The organism is Accumulibacter sp., from assembly GCF_036625195.1.
In the GTDB taxonomy this organism is placed as follows: Bacteria; Pseudomonadota; Gammaproteobacteria; order Burkholderiales; family Rhodocyclaceae; genus Accumulibacter.
This window is the reverse complement of sequence record NZ_JAZKUG010000001.1, coordinates 2,544,265-2,562,278: the sequence shown is the minus strand read 5'-3', so window position 1 is coordinate 2,562,278 and position 18,014 is coordinate 2,544,265. Positions and strand designations below refer to the sequence as shown.

General features: G+C 67.0%; 13 protein-coding genes. 5 read left to right on the top strand and 8 right to left on the bottom strand.

The window, feature by feature from the left end:
• Positions 1 to 3: 3 nt before the first annotated feature.
• The 5 genes from V5B60_RS11345 to V5B60_RS11325 form a co-directional block, all read right to left on the bottom strand.
• Positions 4 to 759, bottom strand: coding sequence for a fused MFS/spermidine synthase (locus tag V5B60_RS11345; protein WP_332347100.1), 756 nt, complete (start codon positions 757 to 759; stop codon positions 4 to 6).
• Between the two features lie 318 nt (positions 760 to 1,077).
• On the bottom strand, positions 1,078 to 1,578 hold the full coding sequence (locus V5B60_RS11340) for a TPM domain-containing protein (protein WP_332347099.1): 501 nt from the start codon (positions 1,576 to 1,578) through the stop codon (positions 1,078 to 1,080).
• Positions 1,579 to 1,583: 5 nt separating this feature from the next.
• Positions 1,584 to 2,681 (bottom strand): TPM domain-containing protein, encoded by a 1,098-nt coding sequence (locus V5B60_RS11335; protein WP_332347098.1) that lies wholly within the window; start codon positions 2,679 to 2,681, stop codon positions 1,584 to 1,586.
• A gap of 33 nt (positions 2,682 to 2,714) precedes the next feature.
• Entirely contained in the window at positions 2,715 to 3,335 is a 621-nt protein-coding gene (locus V5B60_RS11330) for a LemA family protein (protein ID WP_332347097.1), read from the bottom strand.
• Between the two features lie 220 nt (positions 3,336 to 3,555).
• Entirely contained in the window at positions 3,556 to 4,608 is a 1,053-nt protein-coding gene (locus V5B60_RS11325; RefSeq protein ID WP_332347096.1) for a helix-turn-helix transcriptional regulator, read from the bottom strand.
• Positions 4,609 to 4,848: 240 nt separating this feature from the next.
• Between V5B60_RS11325 and V5B60_RS11320 the strand changes: the two genes are divergently transcribed.
• The 5 genes from V5B60_RS11320 to V5B60_RS11300 all read left to right on the top strand — a co-directional run bounded on the left by V5B60_RS11320 (position 4,849) and on the right by V5B60_RS11300 (position 13,641).
• On the top strand, positions 4,849 to 10,653 hold the full coding sequence (locus V5B60_RS11320; RefSeq protein ID WP_332347095.1) for a beta strand repeat-containing protein: 5,805 nt from the start codon (positions 4,849 to 4,851) through the stop codon (positions 10,651 to 10,653).
• A 68-nt stretch (positions 10,654 to 10,721) separates the two neighbouring features.
• Positions 10,722 to 11,006 carry a hypothetical protein gene (locus V5B60_RS11315; protein ID WP_332347094.1) on the top strand — a complete coding sequence of 95 codons (285 nt, stop codon included), beginning with the start codon at positions 10,722 to 10,724 and terminating at the stop codon, positions 11,004 to 11,006.
• A gap of 5 nt (positions 11,007 to 11,011) precedes the next feature.
• Positions 11,012 to 11,323, top strand: coding sequence for a hypothetical protein (locus V5B60_RS11310; protein ID WP_332347093.1), 312 nt, complete (start codon positions 11,012 to 11,014; stop codon positions 11,321 to 11,323).
• Between the two features lie 127 nt (positions 11,324 to 11,450).
• Positions 11,451 to 12,989 carry a murein biosynthesis integral membrane protein MurJ gene (gene murJ, locus V5B60_RS11305; RefSeq protein ID WP_332347092.1) on the top strand — a complete coding sequence of 513 codons (1,539 nt, stop codon included), beginning with the start codon at positions 11,451 to 11,453 and terminating at the stop codon, positions 12,987 to 12,989.
• Between the two features lie 22 nt (positions 12,990 to 13,011).
• Entirely contained in the window at positions 13,012 to 13,641 is a 630-nt protein-coding gene (locus tag V5B60_RS11300) for a YbhB/YbcL family Raf kinase inhibitor-like protein (RefSeq protein WP_332347091.1), read from the top strand.
• Between the two features lie 116 nt (positions 13,642 to 13,757).
• On the opposite strand, the gene V5B60_RS11295 is transcribed toward V5B60_RS11300, so the two are convergent.
• The 3 genes from V5B60_RS11295 to kdsB all read right to left on the bottom strand — a co-directional run bounded on the left by V5B60_RS11295 (position 13,758) and on the right by kdsB (position 17,991).
• Positions 13,758 to 16,178, bottom strand: coding sequence for a sodium-translocating pyrophosphatase (locus tag V5B60_RS11295; RefSeq protein WP_332347090.1), 2,421 nt, complete (start codon positions 16,176 to 16,178; stop codon positions 13,758 to 13,760).
• 263 nt (positions 16,179 to 16,441) lie between these two features.
• A complete protein-coding gene (gene adk, locus V5B60_RS11290; RefSeq protein ID WP_332347089.1) occupies positions 16,442 to 17,095 on the bottom strand; it encodes an adenylate kinase in 654 nt (217 codons plus the stop codon).
• Between the two features lie 131 nt (positions 17,096 to 17,226).
• Positions 17,227 to 17,991, bottom strand: coding sequence for a 3-deoxy-manno-octulosonate cytidylyltransferase (gene kdsB / locus V5B60_RS11285; protein WP_332347088.1), 765 nt, complete (start codon positions 17,989 to 17,991; stop codon positions 17,227 to 17,229).
• Positions 17,992 to 18,014 lie beyond the last annotated feature (23 nt).

Below are 18,014 nucleotides of genomic sequence, written 5' to 3'. Positions count from 1 at the left end.
AGCTCAGAGCAACAGGCGATCGCGTTGCAGCCGGCCGGCCTGGCGCAGACGGGCGATCGTCGGCAGCAGGTTGAGGCCACTCGCCGCCTGCCAGTGCTCGGCACGGCTGAGGAGCTCGTCGGCGGCGACGTCGACGGGCTCGCCGGCGGTGGCGAAGACGATCGTGTTGCCGCGGTCGCACGACGGGAAGACCAGCGAGCGACCGTCGAAGGCCTGCCCGATGCGCTCGGCGCTGGCGGCGAAGCCGCGCTCGCGGCCGAGCAGGTTGACCACCAGCAGGCCGCTTTCGCTCAGCCGCGCCCGGCACGCCTGGTAGAACGGCAAAGTTTCGAGCGCACCGGCACGCGCCTGGCCATCGAAGCCGTCGACCAGGATGCAGTCATGCCGGCTGGCGTCCTGCAGCATGTAGTCGGCGCCATCGGCGATCAGCACGCGCAGCCGACGCGGGTCATCCGGCAGCCGGAAGTGGAGGCGGGCCACCGTTTCGACCTGCGGATCGATCTCGATGACGGTGATGCGCGTCGCCGGCAGGTGATGGTAGATGAACTTCGCCAGCGATCCCGCGCCGAGACCGATCAGCAGCGCGTCGCGCGGCCACGGGACGGCACGCAGCAGCAGCCCGGCCATCATCTCGCGCGTGTACGACAACTCGAGTGCGTTGGGGTGCTGGATGCGCATCGCCCCCTGCACCCAGGCGGACGAGAAGTGGAGGTAGCGCACCCCCGCCTTCTCGCTGACTTCGATCGACTGGCGAGCCATCAGCGGCGGCGACCTGGGGGCAGGCGCTCGGCTGCGCTGCGCGGCATGCGGGCGGGCGCCTGCCGCCCGCCGCTCATTGCGCGCAAGTCGCTGCTCCAGGCTGGCCAGCGCTGGCGCTGCGAGGCATCGCAGGACGGTGACGCTTCGCGCAGCAGGCCGCGCCGATCAACCACTGGGAGACTCGACCAGGTCAACCGACCAGCTGCCTCGGCGGCAGAACCGCGACTGCAGTCAGGGCGCCGGCAGCACCAGGCCGGTGTGCCGCTTGCCAAGTGCACTGCAACGGCCGAGCACAGCACCGTAGTTGCCCGGGGAACACTACTCGATGATCGCCGGGCGATCGGGCAACTCGTCGGGATTGGCATCGCCCGCCGGAAAATGCTGCGCGAGCAGCTGAGTGATCGCGTCGACGGCGGCGAGGGTGCCGCCCACGAAGTCGCCGGCACGGAACGCCGCCTCCATGCGACGGCAGACGGCATCCCACTGGGCTTGCGCAACCAGGCGCGCGATGCCGCGGTCGGCCACGATCTCGATCCGGCGGTCCACCAGCTGCAGGTAGACGAGGACACCGCTGTTCTCCTCCGTGTCCCAGACGCGGAGGGCGGCGAAGAGCTGCAGCGCACGATCGCGCGGCGTCATGCCGCGCAGCACGTGCACCGGCTCCATGCCCGCTTCGAGCGCGAATCGCAGCTCGCCGCGATGCGTCCGCTCCGAACATCCGATCGCCTGCTCGATGCGATCGAGCGTGGCCGCAGGAAACGCCTTCAAGGCGACGAAGTCCGGGGTGCAGAGGTGCTTCAACGCTCGCTTGAGCTGCATGGCCGTCACCAGCTTCCCGAGGCGCCGCCGCCCCCGCCCGAACCGCCGCCTCCGGACCAATCGCCGGTCGCATCCGAGGCGCCGCCGCCCCCGCCCGAACCGACATCTCCCGAACCGACATCTCCCGAACCGCCACCTCCGGACCAACCGCCGCCTCCGGACCAGCCGCCGGTCGCATCCAAGGCGCCGCCGCCCCCGCCCGAACCGCCACCTCCGGACCAAACGCCGCCTGCCGACCAGACGCCGGTCGCACCCCAGGATTCACCGCCCCAGGAACCGCCATGGCGGCGACCGCGACGCAACGAGCTTGCACTGCCGAGTCCAATGGCGGCGGCGAAGAAGAACACGATCAGCGTCACCTCCGCGGCCGCGATCGCGGATCCCGCGATGAACCACGCCGCGATGCCCCCGATGCCGCCCGTGACAAGGGCACCAGCGTACCGGCCGAACATCGATCGCAGCACGACACCGACCCCGAACAACAGGGCCACGCCGACCGCCAACAGCGGTTCGGTGATCGACCCGTGCCGCGACGACGCCGCTTCCGGGCGCAAGGCGGCCGACGGCGCTGGCAGCGGCTCGCCCTCGACCACGGCGATCATACGCTCCACGCCAGCCGAAACGCCGCCGTAGAAATCCTGCTGCTTGAAGCGTGGCGCGATGACCTCGTCGCAGATGCGCTTCGCCGTCGCATCCGGCAGCGGCCCCTCCAGGCCATACTGCACCTCGATGCGCAGCTCGCGGTCCTGCGTCGCAACGACGAGCAGCGCGCCGTCGTCAACGCCCTGGCGGCCGAGCTTCCACTGGTCCAGCACGCGACGGGCATACTGTTCGATCGTCTCGGGCTGGGTGGTCGGCACGATGAGGACCGCGATCTGCGCGCCCTTGCGCGCCTCGAACTGCGCCAATCGCGTCTCCAGCGCCTGACGCTGATCGTTCCCGAGCGTGCCGGTGAGGTCGGTGACCCGGGCCGTCAACTTCGGCACCGGCACCTCCGCGATGGCAGCGAAGGCCCAGCCTGCGAGCCACGCAAGCGCGAAGAGTCGCGCCAGCAACGCGCAGCGCGCGGATCGTGTAGCCGACGCTGTCGAGATCGCGCCCAAGCCGGTACCGTTCCGAGGCGGCTGCGCGCTACGTCACTTGGCCGGCACAGCGGCCGGCGCCGCCGAGCCGAAATCCACCTTCGGCGGTTCGGCGACCGTGCGCTCGTCCTCGACCGTAAAGGACGGTTTGGTCTGGTAGCCAAACAGCATCGCCGTCAGGTTGCTCGGGAAGGATCGCACGGTGACGTTGTACTCCTGCACCGCCTTGATATGGCGCTGGCGCGCCACGGTGATGCGGTTCTCGGTTCCCTCGAGCTGCGCCTGCAGGTCGCGGAAGTTCTGATCGGCCTTCAATTGCGGATAGTTCTCGGCCACGACGAGGAGCCTGGAGAGCGCGGACGACATTTCTCGCTGCGCCGCCATGTACTTCGCGAAGGACTCGGGATTCTCGCCGAGTTCGGGACTCGCCTGTACGGACCCGACCCTGGCACGTGCGTTGGTCACGCCGAGGAGCACCTGCTGTTCATGCGCCGCATAGGCCTGCACGGTATTCACGAGGTTCGGGATCAGGTCCGCACGACGCTTGTACTGGTTGAGCACCTCCGCCCAGGATGACTTGATCTGCTCGTCGGTGGTCTGGAGCGTGTTGTAGCCGCATCCCGACAACGTCAACGTGGCAAGCAGGGCCATCAGGTGCAGGCGGACGACGTGCATGTTCCTTCCTCCGTTCAACGACAAGACGCTATGCAGGTGAGCGGATTGTAGTCCAATCGAGCGCAGACCGTCGCCGGCGGGACACCGATGGAAGCCGCACTCGGGCGCCTCCCCTGACGAGAATCGTACTCTCCACAGCCCGCCAGTGCCGGCTCACGACAGAAGAAATCGACCGCCAGCATTGTGCGCAAAGGGACGCCTCCGACCTGCTGGGTCAAGCTCATTCCGCCATTCCCGTCGGCAACCGTGGCGCGCCTGCCTCGAGGCGCAGGGCCAGCTCCACCTTGTTGCCGACGCCAAGCTTGCGAAAGCAATGTGCGACGTGGTTGCGTACCGTCGCCGGCGACAGCGACAGCGTGCGGGCAATCGCCGAATGCGTCTCGCCGCTGGCGTAGCGCCGGGCAATCTCGCGTTCGCGCACGGACAGCTGCGCCAACGCGCCGGTCGAACGCGCCAGGACGAAGCGATACTCGCCGCAGTCGCTGACGTCCAGGCGCCACGCGCCGACGACATGCGCATCGCCCGCCTGCACACTGGCCGCCAGCGCTTCAGGCAGGATGCTGCCGCCGCCCGCTGGCCAGTGCTGGCGCAGCAAGGCGACGAAGGACGGTGACGCTTCGCGCAACAGGCCTCGTCGGTCAACCACCGCCCACGCCTGCTTGACATGGCCCGGCAGACGCAGGAAGTGCCTGAGCCAGGCTGCACGGTGCGTCGCCGCCAGATGCGGCATCAAGAGTTCCTTGAACTGGCGCTCGGTCTCGGAAAAAGGCAGCCAGGGATCGTGTCGCCAAAGCGTCAGGAACTCGTTGAGCGAAGTCGTGCGCTCGATCAAGAGCGTGCCGAGCGCCCACTCGATCTTGAATCGGCGTCCGAACTTGCGGTAGAGCGGGCTGCGCAGATAGGTCTCGCGCGCCGCGAGATCGCCGAGGTTGATCGCCGTTCCCGGATCGGCGAGCAGCGCGGCACGGAAGAAATCGTGCCCGCTGCAACGTGCGTACGCCTCGACGATGCCCTGCTCGCAATGGTGCAGGTGCATCTCGTGCAGCGCCGGTGGTTCAGTCGACGCGCTTCCCCAGCACGCCGAATCGAAGCCGATCACGGCAGCCACCTGCTCCAGCGCCCATGCGCGATAGCGGCTGAGCGGCACCTCCCGGCCTTCCCGATACAGGGAAAGGATCACTCCGTTGAGCGCCCGCGCATCAGCCATCTCCATGGCTGAATTGTGCACCAGCCGCAGCCGTGCCGCCAGTAACGGCGGCTCGCAGCGCGGCATGGTGCAAATGAATCATTTCCATCCTTTACAGCGCCCTTCCGGCCGCGGCAGCGAAACCGGCGACGACCCGGACCGAGATTGGCCGGACCCCGTCATGTCATCGATTTAAATGATCACTGACGCCTGCCCGAATCTCATCGCCCAGGTCAGGCACGAAATGTGCTTCCGCTCATCGTCAGAACAACCGTCGCGACCGGCACTCTGCCGCGCAGCCGTCCGCCACCACAAGAGGAGAACAACATGGCCAGCAAAGCGCCCCGTTTCGTCATCAAGCCCAGCCTTCTGGCCATTCTGCTCGCCTTCCCGGCACAGCAGGCGCTGGCCGCCAACTGCACCTGGAATCCGGCGGCCGGCAACTGGGCGACCGCCGGTGACTGGAACTGCGGCCTCGTTCCGGGTGCTGCCGACAACGCGACGATCGCGGTCGGCAAGACTGTCACGGTCAACACGGCGCAGTCGGTCCTCAACCTCGGCAATGCGGGCAGCGTCAACCTCGACGCCTTCCTGCTGACGCTGGCCGGCGGCGGCGATACCACCAACACCGGCACGATCAACGTCGGCGCCGGTGCGATCCCGAACAACGCGGCGCTGCAGGTCGCCGGCGGGCACAACATCGACAACACCGGCGGGGTGATCAACGTCAGCGCCGACAGCGTGATCAACCAGTTCGGCAGCACGATCACCGGCGGCACGATCAACACGACCGGTACCGGCAAGCTGGTCGCCTTCAACAGTGGCGGCAACTTCCTCTCCGGCGTGAGCCTCAACGGCACGCTCGATCTCGCATCGGGTACCGGCATCGAGCGCGTCGGCAACGGCCTGACGCTGAACGGTACGATCAACATCGGCAACAACAGCATCTTCGCGCCGCAGGGCAACCAGACCATCGGCGGCACCGGCACGATCAACTTCGTCGACGCCGGTGGCAGCAACCGGTTCAACGTCGAGGCCGGCAACCTGGTGCTCGGCCCCGGCATCACGGTGCGCGGCGGCAACGGCGCCATCGGCGGCCAGAGCTTCGTCGGTGGTGCGGCGACGCTGACCAACCAGGGCTTGATCTCGGCGGATGTCGCCGGTCGCACCATCAGCATCGGCGTCAATGGACAAGTCATCAACCAGGGCACGATGCGGGCCGAGAACGGCGGCACGCTGCAACTGAACACCGGCGGCGGCTACGACAACAACGCCGGCACGCTGCTCGCCGACAACGGCAGCACCGTGCTCTTTCAGGGCGCGACGCTGACCGGCGGCGTACTGAACACCAGTGGCAGCGGCGTGTTCAAGGCGACCAACAGCGGCAGCAACGTCCTCAACGGCGTGACGCTCAATGGCACGCTCGACCTGGCCAGCGCCACGTCGATCGAGCGCATCGGCGCCGGCGGCATGGTCCTCAACGGAACGATCAGCATCGGCAACGGCAGCATTCTCGCCCCGCAGGGCAACCAGACGATCAGTGGCTCCGGTGCGATCGTCTTTACCGACGGCAGCTCGTCCAATCGCCTCAACGTCGAGGCCGGCAACCTCGTCATCGACAGCGGCGTGACCGTGCGTGGGCAGAGCGGCACCATCGGCCAGCAGTCCTTCGTCGGCGGCGCCGCCACGCTGACCAACAACGGCACCATCCAGGCCGACGTCGCAGGCGGCACGATCGTCCTGACGGTCAACGGCCTGACCACCAACAACGGCACGCTGGCGGCGCTCAATGGCGGCACGCTGCAACTCAACTCCAACGTTGCCGGTGGCGTCGGCAGCCAAATCCTCGCCGGTGCCGGCAGCACCGTCCTGCAGAACGGCGTGACGGTCAGCGGAGTGATCAACACCGCCGGCAGCGGCTCGTTCCGCGCCAGCAACAGCGGCGCCAACTTCCTCGACGCAGTGAGCCTTGCCGGTACACTCGACCTGGCTTCGGCCACCGGGATCGAGCGCCTCACCAACGGCCTGACGCTCTCCGGCAGTACGATCAACATCGGCAGTGGCAGCGTTCTCGCGCCGCAAGGGAACCAGACGATCAGTGGCACCGGGACGATCGTCTTTGCCGACGGCAGCGGCTCGAATCGCCTCAACGTCGAAGCCGGCAACCTCGTCATCGGCTCCGGCGTGACCGTGCGCGGCCAGACCGGCAGCATCGGCCAGCAGAGCTTCGTCGGCGGCGCCGCCACGCTGAGCAACAACGGCACCATCCAGGCCGACGTCGCAGGCGGCACGGTCAGCCTGGCGGTCAATGGCCTGACGACCAACAACGGCACGCTGGCAGCGCTCAATGGCGGTACGCTGAACCTCAACTCCGCCGTACACGGCAACACCGGCAGCCAGATTCTCGCCGGCACCGGCAGCGTGGTCAACCAGAACGGCGTCACGATCAGCGGCGACATGAATCTGACCGGCGCCGGCTCGTTCCGCGCCAACAACAGCGGCAACAACTTCCTCTCCGGAGTGACGCTGTCCGGCACGCTCGACCTCGCTTCAGCGACGGGTATCGAGCGCGTTGCCGGCGGCCTGACGCTCAACGGCGCCGCGATCAACATCGGCAACGGCAGCGTTCTTGCACCGCAGGGCAACCAGACGATCGGCGGCACGGGCACCATCAGTTTTGTCGATGCCAATGGCAGCAACCGACTCAATGTCGAGGCGGGCAATCTGACGCTGGCATCGGGGATTACCGTGCGTGGCGGCAATGGCATCATCGGGCAGCAAGCTTTCGTCGGCGGCGCGGCGACGCTGACCAACCAGGGCTTGATCTCGGCGGATGTCGCCGGTCGCACCATCAGCCTCGGCGTCAATGGACAGGTCATCAACCAGGGTACGATGCGAGCGCAGAACGGCGGTACGCTGCAACTGAACACCGGCGGCGGCTACGACAACAACGCCGGCACGCTGCTCGCCGACAACGGCAGCACCGTGGTCTTTCAGGGCGCGACGGTGACGGGCGGCGTACTGAACACCAGCGGCAGCGGCGTGTTCAAGGCGACCAACAGCGGCAACAACGTCCTCAACGGGGTGACGCTCAATGGCACGCTCGACCTGGCCAGCGCCACGTCGATCGAGCGCATCAGTGCCGGCGGCATGGTCCTCGACGGCACGATCCGGATTGGCAGCGGCAGCGTCCTCGCGCCGCAGGGCAACCAGACGATCAGCGGCGGCGGCACGATCGTCTTCGCCGACGGCAACGCCTCGAACCGACTGAACGTCGAAGCCGGCAACCTGGTGATCGACAGCGGCGTGACCGTGCGCGGCCAGAGCGGCACCATCGGCCAGCAGTCCTTCGTCGGCGGCGCCGCCACGCTGACCAACAACGGTACGATCAATGCCGACGCCGGCGGTACGATCACCATCAACGTCAACGGATCGACGACCAACAACGGCACGCTGCGTGCGCAGAACGGCACGTTGGTCGTGCAGGACAACCTGACTGGCACCGGCACGCTGCAGGTGGACCCGGCTGGCGCGATGACGCTGGCCAACGGCGGCAACACGCAGGGACGCTTGGTCATGGGTTCGGCCGGAGCGGCCATCAACATCGGCAACGGCCACCTGATCATCAACAGCGACTACACCAATGCCGGTGCCGGCAGCGGCAACGGCTTCGACCGGCGCGCGGGAGTGAGCGGCAGCGGGCAGGTCCGGGCCGGCGGCGACGTGGCGCAGGTGATCAGCGGCGCCGGCGTCAGCAACGGCAACACGGCGAACGCGACGCTGACGATCGGCAACATGCGCGTCGGCAGCAACACCTTCAACTACCAGATCGGCAATTCCGGCACCACCGGTCCGACGCTGCGCGGCGCCGTCCAGACCGCCGCCAACGGCGGCAACATCAGCGACGCGCGGCTCTCGGGCAGCGGCGTCACCGCCGCCAACTACAACGCCGGCGGCCCGGGAGCCAACAGCGGGGATCTGGCGGTGGTCTTCAACGCGGCCGCGGCTGGCGCGCTGGCCCCACTCGCCGGGCAGGTCGTCAATCTACGCAGCAACTTCGAAAACATTCCCGACCAGAAGCTCAACATCGTCCTCGCGGGTGGTGCTGCGGCCTACAACGCCGCCATCGGCAATGCCGGGACGCCGGTCACGGTAGCCAACCAGCGCGTTGGCGGCAGCAATGCCGCCGCCATCACGGTCAGCAACGCCGCCGCTGCCGGTCCGTTCAGCGAAGACCTGAACGCCAGTTTCTCCGGCTCGAGCGGCCAGGCGGCGATCAGTGGTGGCAACATCCTCGGTCTGCTGGCCGGACAGAGCAACGACACGACCATGGGCGCCCGCGTCGACACCGGCTCGGCCGGTGCCAAGGCGGGCACGGTGTCTCTCGCCTACGAGACCACCGGCAAGGTCGGCGGCGTCAGCAATGGCCTCGGCACTGCCAGCGCCGGCAGCCAGGTCGTCGCCGTCAGCGGCAATGTCTACCAGCTGGCTGCCGGCTCGCTGCAGACCGGGCCGCTGAACTTCGGCACGCTGCAGGTTGGCCAGCAGGTCAGCCAGAACCTCGTGGTGCGCAACACGGCCAGCGGAGCGAGCGGCTTCGTCGAGGATCTCAACGCCTCGTTCGGTGCCTCGGGCAACAGCCAGATCAGCGGCAGCGGCGCCCTCAACGGCATCCTCGCCGGCACCAACAGCACGGCCGCCAACGGCGTGATGACCGTCACAGTCACCGGCGGGACGGCCGGCGCGCTGAACAGTTCGATCGCCGTCAATTACACCAGCGCCGGTGCGGTGAACAATGTCAGCAACGGCCTGGGCGTACTCGCCGTCGGGAGTGAGAACTTCGCGGTCAATGGCTCCATCACGGCCGCGGGGAATGTCATCAACCAGGCCAACCCGCAGATCAACAACCCGACGATCAACCTCGCGGCCCGCCGGGTCGGCGATGCGGCGGCGACGGCGAACGTCAGCGTCAGCAACGTGGCGGGCGCGCCGCCGCAGGCCGCCCTGAACGCCAGCATCGGCAGCGGTGGCGTGCCGGTCGTCGCCAGCGGCGGGTTCACCCTGCTCAACCCGGGCCAGACCGACAGCAGCAGCCTGCAAGTCCGCCTGAACACCGCCGTCGCCGGCAACTACACGGGCGCCAACGCCGGCAGCGCGACGATCGCGCTGATCTCCGACGCGAGCAACGTCGGCAACTGCGCGCCGAACTGCCAGCTCAACCTGGCGCCGCAGACAGTCAGCGTCTCCGGCAAGGTATACACTGCGGCGGTCGGGCAGTCGACGACATCGGTGGTCGACTTCGGCATCGTTCGCGTCGGCGACAGCGTCGCCGGCAGGAACGTCGACATCCAGAACGCCGCCGCCGTCAGTGGCCTGAACGACACCCTGCGCGCCAGCCTGAACGGCGCCAGCGGGCCGTTCGCCGCCGACCCTGCCGCGAGTGGCATCGTCGCCCAGGGCAACGGGCAGATCGCCGTCGGGCTGGCGACGGCAACGGCGGGTGTGTTCAGCCAGAACGCCAGCGTCGCCTTCCTCAGCCAGAACCCCGACATGGCTGACATCAGCGCCGGCGCCGATGCGGCGGTGCTCCTGCAGGCACAGGTGAACCATATCGCCAATGCCGCCCTCAGCAAGTTCTCCGGCCTCGGTACGCTGAGCGTCATTGGCAACGCCTACACGCTCGATCTGGGCAACGTCGTGCTTGGCACGATGGGCATCAGTGGCTCGCTGCAGCTGGCGAACGCGATCAGCGGACCGGCCGATTTCCTGAGCGGGACATTCGACCTCAGCGCCACGGGCGACGCCGACGGCTTCAGCTTCACCGGCTGGGGCCCCTTCGGAACGGTAGCCGGGGACCCCTTCGGACTGGCAGCCGGCCAGAGCATCGGCGGCCTCGACTACGTCTTCGACGCCACGACCCTGGGTGTGCTTGACGACCTGATCCGGCTCGATGCGCTCAGCCAGAACGGATCCGGTCCCGACCTCGGACAGCAGCGGACGCTGCGCATCGTCGCCAACGTCATCGACCAGCAGGGTGGCGGCGGTACGGTTCCCGAGCCGGCGACGATGATGTTGCTCGCCATCGCGCTCGCCACCCTGCTTCTGCAGCGTCGGCGCGGCATGGTACACTGATCGCCAGGGAGGTCGCTGCGAAGGGAGGCCACCCGCTCGACCGGCCCCCTTCGCAGGAGAGCATACGTTTGAACACGCTACAATATCGCATCCTGATGCTGCTCGGCATACTGGCGCTGCTGCTGTCAGTGGTCAACGCGCTGATGTTCAGCAGCAACCGGCAAGCCCAGAACGAACTGAGCGGACGCGCCCAGTACATCCAGCAGAGCCTGCAGCTCGAGCCACTGTACCAGTCCTTGGTCAAGTCGCTTGCCGACCTGGCGGCGCGGGAGGGCGACACGCAATTGGGTGAGCTGCTGGCGACCCAGGGAATCAGCTTCAGTGCGGCGCCGCCGGCCACTCCAGCCCGGTGAGCGGGATGGACGCGATGAACGAGCAGCAGTCCGGAAACGTCTTCGTGCCGATCTGCCTGCTGGCGGTGGCGATGGTCGTCTGGTCAGGCTTCCAGGCAAGCCAGCTCTACCAGGAGCGGAGCAGCCTGGCCAACCTGCGCAGCAATCAGGAAACGACCTTCCGCAACGCCGAGAAGATGCGGGCGCAGCTCGAGGCCCTCGCGAGTGGCACGCAAAAGCTCGCCACTGCCGGCAACCGGAACGCTCAGGCGGTGGTCAGCGCCCTGCAGCAGCGCGGCATCACGATCAATCCTGAAGCGCAGAAGACGCAGCAATAGGCGCGGCCGCTTGGCCTTGCCGGCGACGGTCACCCGAGCGTCCGGCGAATCACCGGGCTGAGGACCCTGCCACGCCCTGGTCGACGCGAGCGCGCTCGTCGCCGGCCGCATCCCTCGCGAAGCGACCATGAATCTTCTGAAGACTCTCGCCGCCGTCAGCAGCATGACCATGCTGTCAAGGATTCTCGGCTTCGTCCGTGACTTCGTGGTGGCACGCACCTTTGGTGCAGGCATGCTGACCGACGCCTTCTTCGTCGCTTTCAAGCTGCCCAACCTGTTGCGCCGCCTGTTCGCCGAAGGAGCGTTTTCGCAGGCCTTCGTGCCGATCCTTGGCGAATACCGAAGCAAGCGCGGCAACGAGGCAACCCGGCAGCTGGTCGACCGCGTCGCCAGCCTGCTCTTCCTGATCGTGCTGCTGGTCACCGTGCTCGGCATGGCCGGAGCGCCGCTGCTCGTCTACCTGTCGGCACCGGGCTTCACCGACAATCCGGAGAAGTTCGCGTTGACCGTCGACCTGACGCGCATCACCTTCCCGTACATCCTCTTCATGTCGCTGGTCGCACTCGCCGGCGGCATCCTCAACACCTGGAGCCGCTTTGCCATCCCGGCCTTCACGCCGGTACTGCTCAATGTCTCGTTCATCCTCATGGCGCTCTTCGCCGCTCCCCACTTCGCCCCGCCGGTGACGGCGCTGGCCTGGGCGGTGTTCATCGGCGGCGCGCTGCAACTCGCCCTGCAGCTTCCCTTCCTCAGGCGAATCGGCATGCTGCCGCGCTATTCACTGTCGCTGCGCGACGAAGGCGTACGGCGCATCTTCCGCCTGATGGCACCGGCGATCCTCGGTGTCTCGGTGGCGCAGGTGAGTCTGCTGCTGAACAACATCTTCGCCTCGTTTCTCGCCACCGGCAGCGTCTCCTGGCTCTACTACGCCGATCGCCTGATGGAGTTCCCGGCCGGCCTGCTCGGTGCCGCACTCGGCACCATCCTCCTGCCCTCACTGGCGCGCTGCCACGCAGCGGGCCAGACGGACGAATATTCGCGACTGCTCGACTGGGGACTGCGCCTGGCCTTCCTGCTCGCTGCTCCGGCGGCGCTCGCCCTCGCCATTCTCGCCGTTCCGCTGATCAGCAGCCTCTTCCACTACGGCGCGTTCACCAGCAACGATGTCCTGCAGACGCGTCACGCACTCGTCGCCTACAGCCTCGGCCTGCTGGCGCTGATCCTGGTCAAGATCCTGGCACCCGGCTTCTACGCCCGGCAGAATGTTCGCACGCCGGTGCGCATCGCCATTCTCACCCTGTGCGTGACACAGTTGCTCAATCTGGCGCTCGTCGGCTGGCTCGCCCATGCCGGGCTGGCACTGGCGATCGGTCTCGCCGCCACCCTGAATGCCGGCCTGCTCTACCGCGGGTTGCGCCGACAGGGTGTGTATGCGCCACAGCCCGGCTGGCCGATCTTCTACACCCGGCTCGCCTGTGCTCTGGCTACGATGGGCAGCGCACTCTGGTTCGCTGCGGGCGACGCCGGCGACTGGCTCGGCTGGAGCCTCGGCCAGCGCTTGTGGCGCCTTTCTCTCGTCGTCGGCTTCGGCGCTGGCGTCTATTTCGCTACACTATGGGTCGCCGGCTTTCGCCTTCGTGACTTCAAACGCAGCGCGGCAGAATAACCCTTGAGGAGGAACAGACATCATGCAATTGACCAGCAGCAGTTTCCGGGATGGAGAACGGATCCCGGGCGATTTCGCCTTCTGCATCCCGGACCCGGCACATCATGTGTGCCTCGGCAGCAACCGCAATCCGCAACTCGCTTGGCGGGAAGTGCCGCCAGGCACCCGCTCCTTCGCCCTCATCTGCCACGACCCGGACGTCCCGAGCAAGGGTGACGACGTCAATCAGGAGGGACGAACGGTCCCGGCCTCGCTGCCGCGGGTCGACTTCTTCCACTGGCTGCTGATCGACCTGCCAGCGGACCTGCGGCAGATCGGCGAGGGGGAGTTCTCTGATGACGTGACCCCACGCGGCAAGGCCGGCCCACACGCAGCGCATGGCGCGCGCCAGGGGATCAACGACTACACGGCATGGTTTGCCAGCGACAACGACATGCGCGGCGACTACTACGGCTATGATGGGCCCTGCCCGCCGTGGAACGACGAGATCGTGCACCACTACGTGTTCACGCTCTTTGCCCTCGATGTCGAGCGCCTCGACGTGGACGGCAGGCTCGGCGGGCCGCAGCTACGCGCCGCGCTGCAGGGGCACGTGCTGGCCGAAGCACGGATCACTGGAACATACTCCCTGAATCCGGCGGTCAACGCCTGAGGCTGCGCGCCGACGCCTCACCCGCAAATGGCAAGGCCGCCCACGGGCGGCCTTGCCATTTCTGCCGGGCAGCCCCGTTTCGCGAGCTACCCGCTTCCTTCTGCTGCGTCAGCCACCTACTGCACGCTGACCTCGACCCGGCGCGCCTCGGCCGGGTCACCGCTACCGGTGGTGACGACGGGCTTGCGCATCTCGATGCGCTGCTCGTCGACACCCACGTTCTTCAGCGCGTCACGCACGGCGACGGCGCGATTCTTCGCCACTTCCTCATTGGCAGCCTGATTTCCGCTCGGATCGTGGTAACCCGAGATGGCGATGCGCGCACCAGGATTGGCCTTGGCGTGGGCGACGATCGCCGCCAGGGTCTGCGCCAGGTCGGCCGGTACGTCGGCCGAATTGACCGCGAAGAACACCTTGGCGACCGGCACCGCGACCACGGCAACCACCGGTCCGGGCGCGGCGGCGGCTGGCTTGGCAGCCGGGACGGGCGCCATCAGCGGGACGATCATCAGGGCGACGATGTTGATGATCTTGATCAGCGGGTTGACCGCCGGGCCGGCCGTGTCCTTGTAGGGGTCGCCAACGGTGTCACCGGTGACGGCCGACTTGTGCGCATCCGAACCCTTGCCGCCGAAATGGCCGTCCTCGATGTACTTCTTGGCATTGTCCCAGGCACCACCACCGGTGGTCATCGAGATCGCAACGAAGAGACCGGTGATGATCGTACCCATCAGCAGACCACCGAGCGCCTTCGGACCGAGCAACAGGCCGACGAGAACCGGCACCAGGACCGGCAACAGCGACGGTACGATCATCTCCTTGATCGCCGCCGCGGTCAGCATGCCGACGGCGCGCGAGTAGTCGGGCTTGGCCTTGCCCTCCATGATGCCCTTGATCTCCTTGAACTGCCGGCGCACCTCGATGACCACCGCGCCCGCCGCGCGGCCGACGGCCTCCATCGCCATGGCAGCAAAGAGGTAGGGAATCAAGCCGCCGAGGAAGAGGCCGATGATCACCATGTGGTCCGACAGGTCGAAGCGCAGGCTGCCGCCGAAGTTGACTTCCAGGGCATGCGTGTAGTCGGCGAACAGCACGAGTGCCGCCAGACCGGCGGAACCGATCGCGTATCCCTTGGTGACCGCCTTGGTCGTGTTGCCGACGGCGTCCAGCGGATCGGTGACATCGCGCACGGATTTCGGCAGGCCGGACATCTCGGCGATACCGCCAGCGTTGTCGGTGATCGGTCCGTAGGCGTCGAGGGCGACGATGATGCCGGTCATCGACAGCATCGAGGTGGCGGCGATGGCGATTCCGTAGAGGCCTGCCAGCGCATAGGTGAGGTAGATCGACGCGCAGACGGCGAGTACCGGCAAGGCGCAGGCTTTCATCGACACCGCCAGACCGGCGATGATGTTGGTTCCATGACCCGTCGTCGAGGCTTCGGCCACACGCTTGACCGGCGAGAAGTCGGTCCCGGTGTAATACTCGGTGATCCAGACGAGGACGCCGGTCAGAATGAGGCCGATGGCTGCACACCAGAAGATGTTCATCGAGGTGATCATCGTGCCGTCAGCCAGTGTGACGCCAGCACCGAGCATCGTCGTCGTGATCGGGTAGTAGGCGACGAGGGCAAGAATGCCCGCCACCGCGAGCCCGCGATAGAGGGCGTTCATGATCTTGCCGCCATCGTTCGACTTGACGAAGAAGCAGCCGATGATCGACGCGATGATCGACACGCCGCCGAGGACCAACGGGTAGACCACCAGGCCATCGCTGGCACCGACGACGCCCTTGAGCATCATCGCGCTGAGGACCATCGTCGCCACCACGGTCACGGCGTAGGTCTCGAACAGGTCGGCAGCCATGCCGGCACAGTCCCCGACGTTGTCGCCGACGTTGTCGGCGATGACCGCCGGGTTGCGCGGATCATCCTCCGGAATGCCGGCCTCGACCTTGCCGACGAGGTCGGCGCCGACATCCGCACCCTTGGTGAAGATGCCGCCACCGAGACGGGCGAAGATCGAAATCAGCGATCCTCCGAAGGCCAGCCCGACCAGCGGGTGGACGGCATGCTCGAGATCGGCGCCGGTGCCGCGGAGAACCGCGTAGTAGCCGGCAACACCGAGCAGACCGAGACCGACCACCAGCATGCCGGTGATCGCGCCGCCCTTGAAGGCGACGTCGAGTGCCGCAGCAATGCCGTTGCGCGCCGCTTCGGCGGTCCGCACGTTGGCACGCACCGACACGTTCATGCCGATGAAGCCGGTCGCGCCCGAAAGCACGGCGCCGATCAGGAAGCCGATCGCCATCGCCTTGCCGAGCGCCAGCCAGATCAGCACGAAGAGCACCGCACCGACCAGCGCGATCGTCGTGTACTGCTTCGCGAGATACGCGGAAGCCCCCTCCTGCACGGCCTTGGCGATCTCCTGCATACGCGGGTTGCCAGCCGGCAACGAGAGAATCCATTTCGTCATTGCTGCGCCGTAGAGCACCGCAAGGACCGCGCAGATGAGCGCGAACATCAACCCTGTCGACATAAACCACCTCCCTCTTTAGATTACCCTGCCCGCAGGATGGTCCCCGCGGATCCAACTTCCCCACACCCAGGAAATGCGCGTGCCGTGTCCCGGATCACGTGCATTCGAGCCAGCAACGCGATACCGGAGCGCAGGCGGCCACCGGCACGGGCCAGTTGCGGGCGCCACCGCCGACCGCCACCGCATCTGACGTGGTCGCGGCACGCACGCCCACTGGACACGCTCGCGAATTCAGCCGTCGCTTGTCGATCATCGCCCGGCGCCTAGCGCAGCGCCTCGAAAACCGCCTGCCGGATGTCCTCGACACTGCCCACACCGGCGATCCTGCGGCACTGCGGCGCCTTCGGGTCGCCGCTGGCGGCCCAGGCACGGTAATAGTCCAGCAACGGCTTGGTCTGCCCATGGTAGACCTCGAGCCGCTTGCGAACCGTCTCCTCCTGGTCGTCGTCGCGCTGGATGAGATCCTCGCCGGTGACGTCATCCTTGCCGGCGGCACGTGGCGGGTTGAAGCGGACATGGTAGGTGCGCCCCGACGCGAGGTGCACGCGACGGCCACTCATCCGCTCGATGATCTCGGAATCCGCCACATCGATCTCGAGCACGTAATCGATCGCCACATCGGCGAGTTTCATCGCTTCAGCCTGCGGCAGGGTCCGCGGAAAACCGTCGAACAGGTAGCCCGCGCGGCAGTCATCCTGTCGCAACCGATCGCTGACCAGACCGATGATGATCTCGTCCGATACCAGCCCACCGGCATCCATGACCTTCTTCGCCTCGATTCCCAGCGGCGTTCCGGCCTTGACCGCAGCACGCAGCATGTCGCCGGTGGAGATCTGTGGAATGCCGAACTTCTCCCGGATGAACTGGGCCTGAGTGCCCTTGCCGGCGCCTGGAGCGCCCAGCAGGATGAGTTTCATGCTTCGCCTTCCTAGCCAAAACAAACGGTGACTTGATCCATCATTTCAATCACTTGCGTCATGACAAGCGGGCCACTGCAACACGTTGTCGTGACCGACAGGCGGAAACTTACCCGCAAACGGGCGCACGGTCAAACCTTTTTGAACCATTCCTGCATGCGGCGTGCGTCCTCCGGAGTATCGACGCCGGCCACCGGGAGGTGGTCGACGATCGCCACGCTGATGCGAAAGCCATGCCAGAGTGCGCGCAACTGCTCGAGCGCTTCGATCCCCTCCAGCGGTGACGGCGCCAATTGGTTGTAGGTGCGCAGGAAGTGCGCGCGGTAGGCGTAGAGGCCGACGTGACGGTAGGCGAGCATGGCGGGAGGCAAGGTCTCGCCACCTGCCTCACGGGCAAAGTGGTCCCTGGCGTAGGGAATCGGCGCGCGGGAGAAATACAGGGCGTCGCCGCACGCCGAGACGACGACCTTGACGATATTGGGATTGAAGAAATCGGCTGCGTCAGTCACCGGATGCGCGACGGTGGCGATGTCGGCACCGCTGGCGGCGAGGCACGACACCGTGCGGACGATCAGCGCCGGGTCGATCAGCGGTTCGTCGCCCTGGACATTGACGACGAGTTCGTCTTCGCTCCAGCCGGACAGCGCGACCACTTCCGCCAGTCGATCCGTGCCGCTGGCATGATCGGGACTGGTCAGCAGCGCGTGCAGACCGTGCCGCCCGACGACCTCGAGCACCAGCGGGTGGTCGGTGGCGACCACCACCTCGTCGGCCCCCGCGAGCAACGCCCTTTCGGCGACACGCACGACCATCGGTTTGCCGCCGAGATCGAGCAGCGGCTTGCCCGGCAGGCGGGTGGAAGCATGGCGGGCGGGAATGACGACCTTGAAGCGCATGGCGATGTCGCCCGGCCGCGCCG

Excerpts from the sequence above, each read along its gene's own strand:
- V5B60_RS11325 (WP_332347096.1), bottom strand. The coding sequence starts at position 4,608 with ATGCCGCGCTGCGAGCCGCCGTTACTGGCGGCACGGCTGCGGCTGGTG.
- V5B60_RS11340 (WP_332347099.1), bottom strand. The coding sequence starts at position 1,578 with ATGCAGCTCAAGCGAGCGTTGAAGCACCTCTGCACCCCGGACTTCGTC.
- adk (WP_332347089.1), bottom strand. The coding sequence starts at position 17,095 with ATGAAACTCATCCTGCTGGGCGCTCCAGGCGCCGGCAAGGGCACTCAG.
- V5B60_RS11320 (WP_332347095.1), top strand. The coding sequence starts at position 4,849 with ATGGCCAGCAAAGCGCCCCGTTTCGTCATCAAGCCCAGCCTTCTGGCC.
- murJ (WP_332347092.1), top strand. The coding sequence starts at position 11,451 with ATGAATCTTCTGAAGACTCTCGCCGCCGTCAGCAGCATGACCATGCTG.
- V5B60_RS11330 (WP_332347097.1), bottom strand. The coding sequence starts at position 3,335 with ATGCACGTCGTCCGCCTGCACCTGATGGCCCTGCTTGCCACGTTGACG.
- V5B60_RS11310 (WP_332347093.1), top strand. The coding sequence starts at position 11,012 with ATGGACGCGATGAACGAGCAGCAGTCCGGAAACGTCTTCGTGCCGATC.
- kdsB (WP_332347088.1), bottom strand. The coding sequence starts at position 17,991 with ATGCGCTTCAAGGTCGTCATTCCCGCCCGCCATGCTTCCACCCGCCTG.
- V5B60_RS11295 (WP_332347090.1), bottom strand. The coding sequence starts at position 16,178 with ATGTCGACAGGGTTGATGTTCGCGCTCATCTGCGCGGTCCTTGCGGTG.
- V5B60_RS11300 (WP_332347091.1), top strand. The coding sequence starts at position 13,012 with ATGCAATTGACCAGCAGCAGTTTCCGGGATGGAGAACGGATCCCGGGC.
- V5B60_RS11345 (WP_332347100.1), bottom strand. The coding sequence starts at position 759 with ATGGCTCGCCAGTCGATCGAAGTCAGCGAGAAGGCGGGGGTGCGCTAC.